At 39.0% G+C, this 13,795-nt stretch carries 11 protein-coding genes; 9 read left to right on the top strand and 2 right to left on the bottom strand.

Features of this window, described 5'->3' with window-relative positions:
- Nucleotides 1-35: 35 nt before the first annotated feature.
- On the bottom strand, nt 36-1,127 hold the full coding sequence (locus tag SHI21_RS14040; RefSeq protein WP_323577311.1) for a calcium:cation antiporter: 1,092 nt from the start codon (nt 1,125-1,127) through the stop codon (nt 36-38).
- 283 nt (nt 1,128-1,410) lie between these two features.
- On the opposite strand from SHI21_RS14040, the gene SHI21_RS14035 reads away from it, so the two are divergent.
- The 7 genes from SHI21_RS14035 to SHI21_RS14005 all read left to right on the top strand — a co-directional run bounded on the left by SHI21_RS14035 (nt 1,411) and on the right by SHI21_RS14005 (nt 8,829).
- Nucleotides 1,411-2,322 carry an acyl-CoA desaturase gene (locus SHI21_RS14035; RefSeq protein ID WP_323577309.1) on the top strand — a complete coding sequence of 304 codons (912 nt, stop codon included), beginning with the start codon at nt 1,411-1,413 and terminating at the stop codon, nt 2,320-2,322.
- An 8-nt stretch (nt 2,323-2,330) separates the two neighbouring features.
- A complete protein-coding gene (gene ylqF / locus SHI21_RS14030; protein ID WP_323577308.1) occupies nt 2,331-3,257 on the top strand; it encodes a ribosome biogenesis GTPase YlqF in 927 nt (308 codons plus the stop codon).
- Between the two features lie 3 nt (nt 3,258-3,260).
- Nucleotides 3,261-3,890, top strand: coding sequence for a PAQR family membrane homeostasis protein TrhA (gene trhA, locus SHI21_RS14025; protein WP_323577306.1), 630 nt, complete (start codon nt 3,261-3,263; stop codon nt 3,888-3,890).
- A 94-nt stretch (nt 3,891-3,984) separates the two neighbouring features.
- Entirely contained in the window at nt 3,985-4,848 is an 864-nt protein-coding gene (locus tag SHI21_RS14020; protein ID WP_323577305.1) for an alpha/beta fold hydrolase, read from the top strand.
- 42 nt (nt 4,849-4,890) lie between these two features.
- On the top strand, nt 4,891-6,378 hold the full coding sequence (locus SHI21_RS14015; protein WP_323577303.1) for an ATPase domain-containing protein: 1,488 nt from the start codon (nt 4,891-4,893) through the stop codon (nt 6,376-6,378).
- On the top strand, nt 6,371-7,489 hold the full coding sequence (locus tag SHI21_RS14010; RefSeq protein WP_323577302.1) for a sensor histidine kinase: 1,119 nt from the start codon (nt 6,371-6,373) through the stop codon (nt 7,487-7,489). Before SHI21_RS14015 ends, SHI21_RS14010 begins: the two co-directional genes overlap by 8 nt.
- A gap of 68 nt (nt 7,490-7,557) precedes the next feature.
- Nucleotides 7,558-8,829, top strand: a complete 1,272-nt coding sequence (locus SHI21_RS14005; RefSeq protein ID WP_323577300.1) for an Hsp70 family protein — start codon at nt 7,558-7,560, stop codon at nt 8,827-8,829.
- A 9-nt stretch (nt 8,830-8,838) separates the two neighbouring features.
- On the opposite strand, the gene SHI21_RS14000 is transcribed toward SHI21_RS14005, so the two are convergent.
- The gene (locus tag SHI21_RS14000; protein ID WP_323577299.1) at nt 8,839-11,589 is read right to left on the bottom strand and encodes a sensor histidine kinase; all 2,751 of its coding nucleotides are present in this window, start codon (nt 11,587-11,589) and stop codon (nt 8,839-8,841) included.
- A 113-nt stretch (nt 11,590-11,702) separates the two neighbouring features.
- Here SHI21_RS14000 and SHI21_RS13995 point away from each other — a divergent pair, with 113 nt between their 5' ends.
- Nucleotides 11,703-12,713, top strand: a complete 1,011-nt coding sequence (locus SHI21_RS13995; protein ID WP_323577297.1) for a radical SAM protein — start codon at nt 11,703-11,705, stop codon at nt 12,711-12,713.
- Nucleotides 12,697-13,770, top strand: a complete 1,074-nt coding sequence (locus SHI21_RS13990) for a GNAT family N-acetyltransferase (RefSeq protein ID WP_323577295.1) — start codon at nt 12,697-12,699, stop codon at nt 13,768-13,770. Before SHI21_RS13995 ends, SHI21_RS13990 begins: the two co-directional genes overlap by 17 nt.
- Nucleotides 13,771-13,795: the final 25 nt, after the last annotated feature.

The raw sequence follows: 13,795 nt of genomic DNA, 5'->3' as shown, positions 1-13,795 counted from the left end.
CTTAATGTTTAGTAGAAAAAGTTTTGTTCAAGAGACTAAGGAATAATTGTAACGGCGAAAAAAGCAAACATGATAATTAAATGAATCACTCCACTAAGAGCAGTCGCTTTTCCATTTCCTAAAGTTAAACTTCCTACAATGAAAGTTAAAAATAAAAACACCATACTTTTTGGATCAAGCCCTAACATCAATGGTTGTTTGTTTAAAATTGAATAAACACTTACGACTGGAATTGTCAGTGCGATACTGGCCGCCCCTGAACCTAGTGCCAGGTTTAAACTGGTTTGAAGTTTATTTTGTCTGACTGCTAAAATCGCCGTGATTGCTTCTGGTAATAAAACAATTGAAGCGATGAGAAGACCAACAACTGCTTTGGGAGCCCCAATATTTGCGACACCACTTTCAATCATTGGTGCAATAAACTTTGCAAGCCCAATAACACTAACTAATCCAAATAGAAGTGCAGCAAAACTAACTAAAACTTTTTTGGTTGAAATGACTTTCTTGTGATCTGACTTACCGGTTGGTGCTTCTTTTTCAGAAAGAAAATAATAAGCGTGAGTTTTAGTTTGAAATAAAACTAAAGCGATATAAAGAATTATTGAAATAACTGAAATGAAAATAAGTTGGCTATTATTATAATAAGGGCCCACAACTGATGTTGTGTAATTGGGTAAGATAAAACAAAAAACTGAAAGAGAAATAAGAACGACTAATAAAGAATTGGCACCACGAAATTGAAATTCAACTTCGCCATATTTTAATCCACCTAATAAAATACAAATACCAACAATACCATTACTAACGATCATAATGGCCGCAAAAACAGTATCTCTGGCGATGGCACTGCTGCCCTCTCCACCGGCCGTCATAAGTGAAACAATTAAGCCCACTTCAATAACAGTTACCGAAAGAGCTAAAACTAATGCTCCTAAACCTTCACCAATATCGTGAGCGATTTCTTCTGCGTGATAAACTGAGGCCATAATCGCGATCACTAAAAAGACGATTGCAACCAATGATAAAGTAAGCGTCAACTCTCCTGCTGCGTAAATACCACCAAGAGAAATCAGACAAAGATAGGGTAAGACGGCCATCCAGTTTATATTTTTGATAAATTTAGACATTAAAAATCCTCGAGATTAGTTATAAATTTTTTAGCTTTTTGGAAATTTTGACCGTGTAAGAGCGCACGTGCGAAATGATTTTAACTTAGTTGATCCAAATGCTCAAAAAGAAATTTTAGTCTAATTAGAATAGATTCAAGTTATGTCATCTGAGATGTAAGAAGAGTGATTTTTTCACTCTCAAAATCTTTCTTTTCCTTTCATATTCTCTTCAATTGTCATTTTATTGTCATTCTTATTTTAGTTATATCCTTATGCTTGCATACCAAAGTAAGCTTGTTACATGACAATCAAAAAAATAAATACTGCGAAACTTCGTTTGCATTGGCCGAATATTATCGGCATTGCTGTTATTCACCTTTTAGCTCTTGCAGCTATTCCGTTTTTTAGCTGGAGTGCATTTGCAGTATGCTGGGCCTTGTTCTTCATCATCAGCCCAATTGGCGTGACGTTGACTTACCATCGCCTGCTTAGTCACCGTTCATTCAAAGTTCCTCAGTGGTTCGAATATGTATTAACAACATTTGGAGCTCTATCTGGCCAGGGGCCGGTTCTTCTTTGGGTTGCAGAACACAGACTTCACCACAGATACTCTGATTCAGAAAAAGACCCACACAGTGCTCGTCACGGTGGATTCTGGTGGTCACATGTCACTCACCTTTTTTATCACAAAGAATTTGAGGACAATGAAGATCAGTGGAGCAAGTACATTCCCGATTTGTACAAACACAAATATTACCACTGGCTGACTAAATATAATTTCCTGGTTGCTTTATCTCTGGCGCCGATTTTATACATGATGGGCGGATGGGCATTTGTTATGTGGGGAATCCCAATGCGAATTGCGATCATGTTGCACGTCACTTGGTTTGTAAATTCAGCGACACACCGTTGGGGATATAGAAACTTCGAAACTCGCGATGACTCAAGCAATGTCTGGTGGGTAGCGATTCTGGGAGCTGGCGAAGGTTGGCACAACAATCACCATGCTCAAGCGAACTGTGCAGCACATGGACGTATGTGGTGGGAGTTTGACTTAACTTGGCAATTAATCCGAGGATTGGAGTTTGTGGGCCTGGCAACAGACGTAAAACGACCGGTACCCGTTAGAACTGTTCATAAAGACGAGATTGATAACGCTTTAATCCCTCTTGATCGACTAGATGATATGCTTGTTGTAGATATTGCTCTATAATCAGGCCAATGAAGAAAAACACACCACTAAAACTTACAGATGATATAGAATTAACGCCGGACGTAGACTACAAAGCGGCCGGCATTAACTGGTACCCGGGTCACATGGCCCGCGCGATCAGAGAGATCAAAGAAAAACTTAAAACAGTTGATATTGTTTTTGAAATCAGAGATGCACGCGCTCCTCTGGCCTCAGGAAATAAAAACCTGGAAAGTACTCTTCGCCAAAAAAGTCATTTCATTATTTTGAATAAAGCAAATCTTGCTACTCCGAATATGATTATCCAATGGGAAGCCTGGTTTGAAAAACAAGGTACACCTTTTATGTTTATCGACTGCTTTGATAAAGGGCAGATGAAAAAGATGATGGCGATGGCCAGAACGATTGTGGCGGATAAACGCAGACAATCTAATCCCGAAGTTCCCAATCCAAAAACACAAATGCGTTTAATGATTATTGGTTTACCAAATACTGGTAAGTCGACAATCATCAATATGCTTGCTGGTAGAACGGCCGTTAAAGTGGCGGACAAGCCAGGACAAACACAAGTTCAACAGCTCATCAAAATCGATAAAGACTTAGACCTTCTCGACACTCCAGGAGTGATGCCGCCTTCTCTTGCAAAAGAAGAGCATGGACTTTGGTTGAGCGCTCTAAATGCAATTCCGGATGATGTTGTGGGTGAAGAATTACCTGCAAAATTTTTAGTGGATCATTTCAGAAGTTTAAATTCAAAAGAATTCAAAGAAAGATACAAACTTGAGTCACTGGAAATTCCAACAGAAGAGATCATCGAAAAGATCGCTGTTCTTCGTGGTTGCCTAAAGCAAAAAGGCGCGCTTGACCTTGAGCGAGTTTATAAACTTATTTTAGGTGATTTCAGAAAAGGTGAATTAGGGAAATGCTGTTTTGGCGTTCCACCAAAGGACGAGTAAAACATGAAAGTTGAAAAGCCACTTCTAAGAGGCCATTTTCATCAAGCAATGTTTTTTGTTTCTCTTGGTGCTGGGATTTTATTAATTGCCCGAAGTGAATCGCGTCTCCAGTATATTTCAACTATCGTTTATTCAATGGCACTTCTAACTATGTTTGGAATCAGTGCCCTTTACCATCGCATTACATGGAACCCGACAGAGCGCTTTTTAATGAAGCGTCTTGATCATGCAGGAATTTACCTGATGATTGCAGGATCATTTACACCGATGTGCCTTCTAGCTCTTCCTTCAAGCTCAGGAATGCCACTACTCACACTTATCTGGATTGTGGCCTTCATTGGAATTATTCAATCAATCTTTTTTGTAAATATCTCGAAAATGTACAGTGCGATTTTATATCTCATTATGGGCTACATGATTGTTCCCTATTTTACAGAACTCGCGGCCCACATTGGACTCGTTAATCTTTCTCTTCTCATCGCTGGTGGAATTGCTTATTCAATCGGTGCTATTTCTTACGGATTAAAACGTCCTGTCTTCAAACCTCTGGTGTTTGGTTATCACGAATTTTTTCACGTTATGGTTGCTGTCGGGGCCATTCTCCATTTCATTTTGATCTACTCAATCGTCTAAATAAATACTATTTTAATCCATTTTAGGTACAGATCTTGCAATTTCTCCAATAAAAGAACGTGACGGGACACAATGCCCCGCCAATGGAGAAACAATGAAACCAGCAATGAATTACATCCAAATGGGAAAAGGAAAACCATTATTGTTAATTCATGGTCTTGGAGGAAGTTTCCAGTCTTGGAACCCCATTGCCACCGCATTGGCCTCTCATCGAAAAGTTATCGCTATTGATCTTCCCGGATCAGGAGAAACGCCCCCTTCAGAAGGTGAAGTTTCATTCTCTGCACTTTGCAATGACGTCACAACATTCATCATGACTCACAATCTTCAGGGAATTGATGTCGTGGGAAGTTCTATGGGAGCAAGACTCGCTCTTGAATTATCACGTCGTGGAGGAATCGTTGGCTCCGTCGTGGCCCTTGATCCCGGAGGATTCTGGAATACTTTTGAAAAAATAATCTTCTATGTTTCCATGAATATTTCAATCTTGATGGTGAGATTATTCCATTCGAAGATTGATAAAATTTCTCAGAGTCATTTTTTGAAAAAACTTTTCCTTTCACAGTTCTCATACGCTCCTGCGAATCTGGCACCTGAAACGGTTCAACATGAGTTACGTGATTTCGTCAAAGCAAAAACATTTGATAAATTATTATTCAGTCTGACGTTTGGTAAACCACAACAAGGCATGAATCGCAAACAAGAATTTCCCATTACTATTGTGTGGGGAAAACAAGACCGCGTCTGTTTTAAGAATCAAGCAAAACGTGCGATGAAACTTTTTCCGAAGGCCCATTTAGTCTGGTTAGAAAAATGCGGGCACTTTCCTCAATGGGATCGCCCTACTGCTACTGTAGAAATTATATTGGCCGCCACTGTTCAGAATGAAGAAAGCATTAATTCAATCATTTTACCTTCTCAGCGCCCTGGTCAGGAAACATTTGTAGTTAATCATTAATATAAGTCCAGGCGGCCTTAGTGTGTAACAAGGAACACTTTTATGTCAGTAAAACAAATTCGCTATAAAACAGGAATCAAAGGTTTTGATAACATTTTAAATGGTGGTTTTCCAGAAAACCGTCTTTATCTTATGCAAGGTGAACCTGGTACAGGAAAAACAACACTAGCATTTCAATTTTTATTGGAAGGTATCGCTGAAGGGCAACGCTGCCTTTATATTTCTTTTTCAGAGTCACGTGAAGAACTTGAAGCAGTTGCGGAATCGCATAATTGGGATATCAGTAAACTGGATATGCTGGAATTAGGATCAATTGAAGAACAGTTAAAACCAGAAGCACAAAATACTATTTTTTATCCATCTGAAGTTGAAATGAATCAAACGATGGATGTCCTTTATTCTGAAATCGAAAGAATTAAACCAAAGCGAGTTGTCTTTGATTCAATTTCTGAAATGCGAATGCTGGCGGAAAGCTCACTCCGATACCGAAGACAGATGCTCGCACTTAAGCAGTATTTTGCGAAACAAGATTGTACGGTTTTAATGCTCGACGATCTTACAACCAGTCCAAAAGATCTTCAGGTACAAAGTATCGTCCATGGAGTTATCAATCTTCAAAAACTTCACCCTGAATTTGGAAATGAACGCAGAAGACTCAATATTGTAAAACTTCGCGGGATTGAATACATGGGTGGATTCCATGACTACATTATTAAAAAAGGTGGAGTGGATATTTTTCCAAGAATGATTTCCGCACAACACGATTCTAAACGTAGTGTTGAGCGCTTTAGCAGTGACATTAAAGAACTCGACAATCTTTTAGGTGGAGGTCTGGACGCTGGAACAAGCACACTATTTTTAGGTCCGGCCGGAACAGGGAAATCGACACTGTCACTTCAGTATGCTTATGCAGCAGCTGAGCGTGGTGAAAAATCGATTGTCTTCGCCTTTGAAGAAAGCCTGGGAACTCTGCTTACCAGAACAACTTCTCTGGGTATGAATATCCAAAAACATATTGATGCCGGAACAATGAAAATTTCTAAAATTGATCCAGCTCAACTATCGCCTGGAGAATTTGCTGATCAAATAAGAACGGCCGTTTTAAAAGATAATTTTAAAGTTGTTTCAATTGATAGTTTAAATGGATACCTCCATGCCATGCCCCAGGAACAATTCTTAACTCTTCAGTTGCATGAATTATTAGCTTTCCTTGCAGGCCAGGGTGTGGCAACACTACTTGTTCTCGCTCAACAAGGAATGATGGGCCACATGATGAACACGCCGATTGATCTGACCTATCTTGCAGATACTGTCGTCATCACACGTTACTTTGAAAATGCGGGAACAGTAAGAAAGGCCGTTTCAGTCATCAAGCAGCGTTCAGGTATGCATGAGACAACAATCAGAGAATTAATTTTTACTAAAAATGGACTGGTAGTTGGAAGGCCATTAACCGAATTTAGAGGTGTCTTAACAGGCGTTCCTGAATTCACTTCAAACTCTAGAGAGAACTCAATTAACAATGAATGATAAACACCTAGAAGCTCTATTACTCTGCCCAACAGGACAAGACGCAAAATTAATTGCATCCGTACTGCAGCACGATTCAGTGAACTCTAAACTGACAAAAGATCTCGATGAGCTTTGCCAGATGGATTATGAAAATGCCGGAGTGATTATTGTTGCCGAAGAAGCACTGACAAAAGAAGGTGTCGATATTCTAAATGAAAAACTCTCAACTCAAAATCCGTGGTCAGATATTCCGATTATTCTCTTAACTAGCGGTGGAGCAAGAAGTAAGCAATTCAAAATGAAACGTTTGGAAGTTTTTGTGACCAGCGGAAATGTAACTTTGCTTGAGCGTCCACTTCAGCCGCTTACACTTCTTAGTGCAACTCAAGTTGCTCTTCGTTCACGCAGACGCCAGTTTCAAGTGAGAAGTTTATTGGAGTCTCAAATTGAGGCCACAAAAATTCGCGATGAATTTATTTCTATCGCCAGTCATGAATTAAAAACTCCACTGACTTCGCTTAAGCTTCAAACTCAAATGACCAGAAGACAAATTGTCAGACCGGAAGCTTTACTGCCTGATAAAATGCGCAAGCAACTCGACTACACGATTCACCAAATTGATCGCCTGAATAAACTGGTTGATGACATGCTCGATATCTCCCGTATTAATACAGGTAAATTAAATATCACTAAAACTGTTTTTAATTTTTCAGAACTTCTGTATGAACTTATCGAGAGATTCACTCCTCAGTTTGAAGCTGTCGGTATTCAAGTGAAAAGTGATATCGCTCCTCATGTTTTCGGCAACTGGGATTCTTATAAACTTGAACAAGTGATCAACAATCTCTTTTCAAATGCAATTCGCTATTCGCCTCATAAAAATGTCACTATTGGTCTGCGCACTCAAGGTGATAAGGCCGTATTCAATGTCCAGGATGAAGGAATGGGAATTGCTCCTAAAAACCTGGAGCGTATCTTTGAGCGCTTTGAAAGAGTGTCTTCTGTCACTAGTGGACTAGGCCTTGGGCTTTATATTACACGCCAAATCCTCGATCTTCACGATGCTACGATCAGAGCTGAAAGTGAGCTGGGACATGGCTCAAACTTTATTATTGAGCTTCCGCTGTAGCACCTTTTTTTACTCTTTGATCAAAATCCAAAAACCTTCTATAATAGTTGCTGCTTTAAAATAATTCCATGGAATTTAATATGTCATACTATGCAGTAGACTTCGGAACATCGAATTCACTTCTGAGCCACGTTTCCAGTACTGGTGTCATCACACCAATCAATCTGGAGAAGGATGCTAGCAACGTTTTGCGCTCACTTCTCTACACACCTGAGCCCAACGTATGGTTCTTTGGTAAAGAGGCCATAAGAGAGTACGTAAACAACGATGGCGAAGGCCGATTCTTCCGCTCAGTTAAAAAATTTCTTCCTGAAAGTAACTATGCAGGGACAACTGTTTTTAACAAAACAATGAACATCTCAGAAATCATCGCCGTCTTTGTCGGTGAGATGAGAAAGCGCGCGAACCTGGTGGTTGGTGAAAATGTAGAAAGAATTGTCATGGGAAGACCTGCTCTTTACTCAATGAATAAGGCAGATGATCAGCTTGCTCAGGATAGAATGCAAAGGGCCTGCGAGATTGCGGGATTTAAAGAAGTTGTGTTTTGTCCGGAGCCTATTGCTGCGGGACTTGATTACAATGCAAACTCTAATGAACAAAAAATTGTTCTGATTGCTGACTTTGGTGGAGGGACTTCAGACTTCACTTTAATGAAAGTTCATCAGAATGCTTACTCACAAGATGATATCTTGGGCTTAAGTGGGATCTTTAAGGCCGGTGATGCTCTCGATGGTGTGATGATGAAAGATTTCATTGCTCCTCATTTTGGATCGCGCTTTGAATATAAAATTCCCGGTGGAAATAATATCTTAACTTTCCCTCGTCAGCTGCTTACCAAAATATGCTCTCCGGCCCACATCACTCACCTTCGCGAACGAGATACATGGGAATTCCTACAGCACATTCAGAAATTTGCTTTGTCATCAGATGGTGAACGTCACATGAATCAACTTTTCACCTTAGTTGAATGTCAGTTAGGTTTTCCACTATTTGATGAAATTGAAAAAACAAAAGTTAAACTGGGGTCTCAACCTGAAGCTGTTTTTCATTACCGTTATCCTGGAATTTCGATTGATGAATCTTTAACCAAGGAAAGTTATGAAGAAAGCCTTAACTCGACAGTCGATGAAATCATGTCGACGATGATGGAAGTATTTACACAATCAGGATTGAAAATCAGTGACGTCAATCAAGTCTGTCTTACAGGAGGGACTTCACAGCTTCCACTTCTTCGATCTCGTCTTACTGAAGTTTTTGGCAAAGAAAAATTGATTGAATATAATATTTACCAATCGGTTGTTAATGGACTGGCCCAGTTTGCAAAGCGCTTAACTAAATAATTAGAGCGCTCACTTTAAATTATTAGCATCCAATGGAAGTTCGGCAATAAATTTTGATCCCTCTCCAAAGATACTCTCTACCCAGATTTTCCCGCCGTGGGCCTCGACAATTTCACGGCAAATAAATAATCCAATTCCTAATCCTGAGACTTCATCAGCAGAAACAATTCGTTCGTACTTTTTAAAAATAACTTCGACATTTTCCGGTTTAACCCCAATTCCATGATCTTGAATTTCAAGTCGGGCCACATTGCTGAGTACTTCAAGTCTGATTGTTACTGCATTCCCTTTCCCATATTTAAGAGCATTGGTCAGAAGATTCACCATTACCTGCTCAATTCTGTCGCGGTCAAAAAAACCTACGACTGATTCTATGCTTAGATTGCTTAACAATGTGCTTGCACTTTCAAATTGATCTTTAAATCTCTCATACACATCAATGGCCACTTCATGCAAATCGCATTTAATAAAATTATAAGAAAATTTACCAGATTGAATACGGGTCAGGTCAAGCATATCATCAACAAGTCTGATCACACGGTTAATTTGATTTTCATTTTTATCAAATAAGACAGACAATCTATCCGTAGATAAATCACCAACACTACCTTTTTTTATTTTCCTTATGGCCGATTGGTTTTGCAATTTCAAACTGGTCAATGGTGTTTTTAATTCATGGGAAATAATTGATAAAAACTCATCGCGAGAATTAATCGCATCTTTTAGATTTTTTTCTGAATCAATTCGTGAAGTGACATCTCTAATCGTCATTACAGCAAATACGATTCTTCCTTCACTATCAAATATTGGTGACCCGCTATAACTGCCAATCCATCTATCGCTGGTCTCAAGACTTTCGATAATATATTCCTGCCCGATAAATGTTTCACCTCTTAAAGTCCGGGTAATCGGCCAGTCATCTAATTCAAGGAGATCTCCTTCAATACTGTAGAGCTGAAACATTTTAGGGTATGCACTATAATATTCAAAAACATCTTCAGCTTTGTGAAGCCCATGCATTTTACAAGCAGCAGGATTCCATAGAAGCATTCTTCCATTTTCATCACAGAGAATCAGACCTTCGTTCATATTCTCAACAATGGCCTGCAACTGTTTAGTAAGTGCATCGCGGGCCATTCTATCTTTAACTTGTTCTGTGACATCATCGCCGATGACAATCACACCTTCCGGCTCGCCTTTAGAGTTCGTAATTCTTTGAATTGAAAAATTTAAATAAACATCTTTGTCACTATCCATTGTTGACTTAAATTCTTTAGCAGAAAAAGGTTCACCAGTTCGAAAAACTTTTTCAAAAATACGAAAATTTGTTTCCGCAACTTGTGGAAGTGCCTGTCGCATAGGTTTGCCAATGATGGACCCACCTTTGGCAAATATTTCCTGATACCTTGAGTTGGCAAGACTATAGACAAGATCCGGCCCTTTTAAGAATGCGACACCTGACGGTGCCTGCATTAAAACACGGTATAAATCTGCACGTGACTCTTTTAATGCTTCTTCTGCCAGCTTTTTTTCATGAACATCAAAGACCGTTCCGGCCATTCCTAAGAATTCACCATGAGGACCAAAGCGCGGGTTCCCTGAATCGATTGACCATCGGTAGCTTCCATCTTTCATTCTTAAACGATATTCAAACGCAAAATGCTCATGATTTTTATTGGCATCACTAAAGGCCTTTTCTGCATAGAACTTATCATCAGGATGAATATACTCAAGCCATCCTAAACCTAAACCTTCTTCTATCGGCTGACCGGTCAATTCGTGCCATTGATTACTCAGGTAGGAACAGTATCCACTAACATCAGTTATCCAAAGCATCGCTGGAGATAAATCAACATTTTTTTCATAATTAAGTTGCTCTTGTTTTGTCTCTTCAATATCTGTGCATGTACCAAACCATAAGATTATTTTCCCTGCCTCATTTTTAAAAGGTGAACCTCTTGCTTTAAACCAGCGGTATACTCCATCATGTCTTCTAATTCGGTATTCGATATCATAAGGATGAAAACCTTTAATAGCTCCTTTCCATTTGTCCTCAGTTCTTTCCCGGTCATCAGGATGAACAGTATCAATCCAGCTGTCACCTAACATCTCTTCTTGTGATTTCCCCGTATACTCCATCCACTGTTTATTTAAGTAATTGCAGCGGCCATCAGGAAGACTGGTCCAGACAAGTTGCGGAAGTGATTCACTCATTTCTTTAAAACGATTAAGCGCTTCGAGTAACTCTCTTTGACCTAATTTAATTTTTCTTTCAGAAAGAACTTGTTCAGTTGTTTCCACACTAATAACTAAGGACCCAACTATCACTCCATTTTCATCAATCAATGGTGAAATACTATAGGTAAAAAAAGCTACCAAACTTTTATCCGGCCGCTTGATTGGTGAATGCCTATTGACTACCCATGAGGCTTCACCTGTTTCTAAAACAGTATCGAGCTCCAATGAAAATCTCCTCCAGACTTCCGGCCATACTTCCCCCCCGGGCTTCCCCATTACCTTAGGATGCTTGATAGCACCAAGAATCGGAATAAAAGCATCATTGTAAAAAAAGAATTTTTCTTTTCCCCAAAATAACGTCACAGGATGTTTAGTTGTAAAAAGAGTATTGAGATTTAATTTTAAACACAGCGGCCATTTGTCCGGTGGCCCTAAAGGATGCATAGACCAATCCAGGTCTCTTGCTATTTGTGCAGTGACTTGGTTACCTGGAAAAGAAAATGAATAACGACTACTGCCCATAATATCCTTCTCTTTAGATGATATTAATACTTCTACTGCATTTTTCAGTCCAAATAAATGATGTCCCACATATTCGCTAGAATAACAAAATTACCTAGGATATCATTTTAGGCATGTATAAGCGCCCAATACGTTTTATTCAAATTGATTTAGTATCCACCTGCAATGCAAAGTGTCTACATTGCTACAGACAAAATATTGTAGGTGCTGAAAATAATCACTATGAAAAAAATATTCATATAGATCCGAAGTCATTCAAACTAGCTTTGCTGGATCCTTATTTCAATGAACTCGAAGAAATTCTATTCTGCGGCAATTACGGCGATCCGATGGCCAGTACTCATCTTTTGGAAATACTCGATTATCTAGATCTGCACAGGCCAAACTTAAGTTTAATATTTCACACCAACGGGAGTCTTGGGTCAAAAGATCTCTGGATGGGGCTTGCTTCTCGTCTAAATGGGCGTGGAAGATTTGTTAAGTTTGCTATTGATGGACTAGAAGACACAAATCATATTTATCGCAGAGGAGTTTCGTGGAACTCTGTCATGGAAAACGCACAAACATTTATCAAGGCCGGAGGCCGTGCAATGTGGATGTTTATCGTTTTTAATCACAATGAACATCAAATTGAAGCCGCCCGCGCGCTTTCAGTGCAACTTGGATTTGCCAAATTTGAAGTGAAAAAGAATTTTGCTGAAGATTATCATCCTGACTACAAAATTTTATCAACAAACGAGCAAGCTGAACTTCTTTCAAGACTTCCTAAATTAACCCGACAAGATCTTACGATTACAAAAGAAAAATTAAATTCAATTGAAATTGACTGTGAAAGCTCGAGAGATGAAACGGCCTACATAGATCATGAAGGAAGAATCTGGCCTTGCTGTCATATCGCTGGATGGAAACATACTGATGATTCAAGCAAGCGCGAATACCACATTGAAAAAATGGAAAAGCAATATGCCCCATTTTTCAATTCAATTTATCATCATACGCCAACTGAAATCATGAACCATGCTATTTTTAAAACAGAAATAAAAGACTCATGGAGTGACTCCGAAAAAATCCATTACATGTGCAGCTATAAGTGCGGCAAGGCCAGTTGTGATAAACAAACCTGAGTGGATTCTTCACCAACCACAGACCAATCCATTCTTAAATTTTGAATTTTTAAATGCACTTATGCAAAGTGGAAGTGTAAAAACTGAAACAGGATGGACGCCGGCCTTTACTCGAAATGACTCTGGAATATTAATGAGTTTTATTAAAACTCATAGTTATGGTGAGTATATTTTTGACTGGGGTTGGGCAGAAGCTTTTGAAAAATATGGTATTCCCTATTATCCTAAACTCACTTCTCTTCTTCCTTTTACACCAGTGACAACTCAGCACTTTTTAATGAAATCTTTTGATGAAAATCTGGCCGATGCATTATTAAAAGCGCACGATGATTTTTTTATGAAGAACGATTTTTCTTCAACACACTTTCTTTTTTTAACAAACGCTGAAATTCCTTTATTTCAAAAAAATAACTATTTGATAAGAGAAAGTATCCAGTACCATTTCTTTAATCCTGGTTACAAAAGCTTTGAAGATTTTCTCTCTAAATTAAAATCGAAGAAGGCCAAGCATATAAGAACGGAAAGATCGTACGATAACCTGTCTATCAAACGCTACACTGGTGATGAACTGACCAAAGAGCATGCCGACAGGATGTACCAGTTTTATATTTCGACGATTGTGAATAAGAACTCTTTTGATTACTTGAATGCAGAATTCTTTGAGTTGATTTTCAAGAACCTGAGCAAAAACATCCTCTATGTGGAAGCTAGTCAAAATAACTTCCCCATTGCCGGTTCACTCTTTTTTTACGATAGCGAAAAGCTTTACGGTAGATACTGGGGCTCAACTTCCTACGTCGAAAATCTTCACTTTGAACTTTGTTACTATCAGGGAATTGATTTTTGCATTGAAAATAGTATTGCTGTTTTTGAAGCAGGCGCTCAAGGTGAACATAAGATTGCCAGAGGGTTCAGACCCGTTCGCACCTATAGTGCTCATAAAATAAAACACCCTGCATTCCAAAATGCCATTGCTGAGTTCATTGAAACTGAGAAAGTGCATGTAGAGCAATCCATTCTAAAACTGAGCGAGCATCTTCCCTTTAAAAATATTTAAAACTGATGCATACTCTAGTAGTCAA

Origin of the sequence: Bacteriovorax sp. PP10 (genome assembly GCF_035013165.1) — a bacterium.
In the GTDB taxonomy this organism is placed as follows: domain Bacteria; phylum Bdellovibrionota; class Bacteriovoracia; order Bacteriovoracales; family Bacteriovoracaceae; genus Bacteriovorax; species Bacteriovorax antarcticus.
The sequence above is the reverse complement of the archived record's forward strand: the minus strand, read 5'-3'. Positions and strand labels throughout refer to the sequence as shown.

Excerpts from the sequence above, each read along its gene's own strand:
- SHI21_RS14040 (WP_323577311.1), bottom strand. The coding sequence starts at position 1,127 with ATGTCTAAATTTATCAAAAATATAAACTGGATGGCCGTCTTACCCTAT.
- SHI21_RS14035 (WP_323577309.1), top strand. The coding sequence starts at position 1,411 with ATGACAATCAAAAAAATAAATACTGCGAAACTTCGTTTGCATTGGCCG.
- ylqF (WP_323577308.1), top strand. The coding sequence starts at position 2,331 with ATGAAGAAAAACACACCACTAAAACTTACAGATGATATAGAATTAACG.
- trhA (WP_323577306.1), top strand. The coding sequence starts at position 3,261 with ATGAAAGTTGAAAAGCCACTTCTAAGAGGCCATTTTCATCAAGCAATG.
- SHI21_RS14020 (WP_323577305.1), top strand. The coding sequence starts at position 3,985 with ATGAAACCAGCAATGAATTACATCCAAATGGGAAAAGGAAAACCATTA.
- SHI21_RS14015 (WP_323577303.1), top strand. The coding sequence starts at position 4,891 with ATGTCAGTAAAACAAATTCGCTATAAAACAGGAATCAAAGGTTTTGAT.
- SHI21_RS14010 (WP_323577302.1), top strand. The coding sequence starts at position 6,371 with ATGAATGATAAACACCTAGAAGCTCTATTACTCTGCCCAACAGGACAA.
- SHI21_RS14005 (WP_323577300.1), top strand. The coding sequence starts at position 7,558 with ATGGAATTTAATATGTCATACTATGCAGTAGACTTCGGAACATCGAAT.
- SHI21_RS14000 (WP_323577299.1), bottom strand. The coding sequence starts at position 11,589 with ATGGGCAGTAGTCGTTATTCATTTTCTTTTCCAGGTAACCAAGTCACT.
- SHI21_RS13995 (WP_323577297.1), top strand. The coding sequence starts at position 11,703 with ATGTATAAGCGCCCAATACGTTTTATTCAAATTGATTTAGTATCCACC.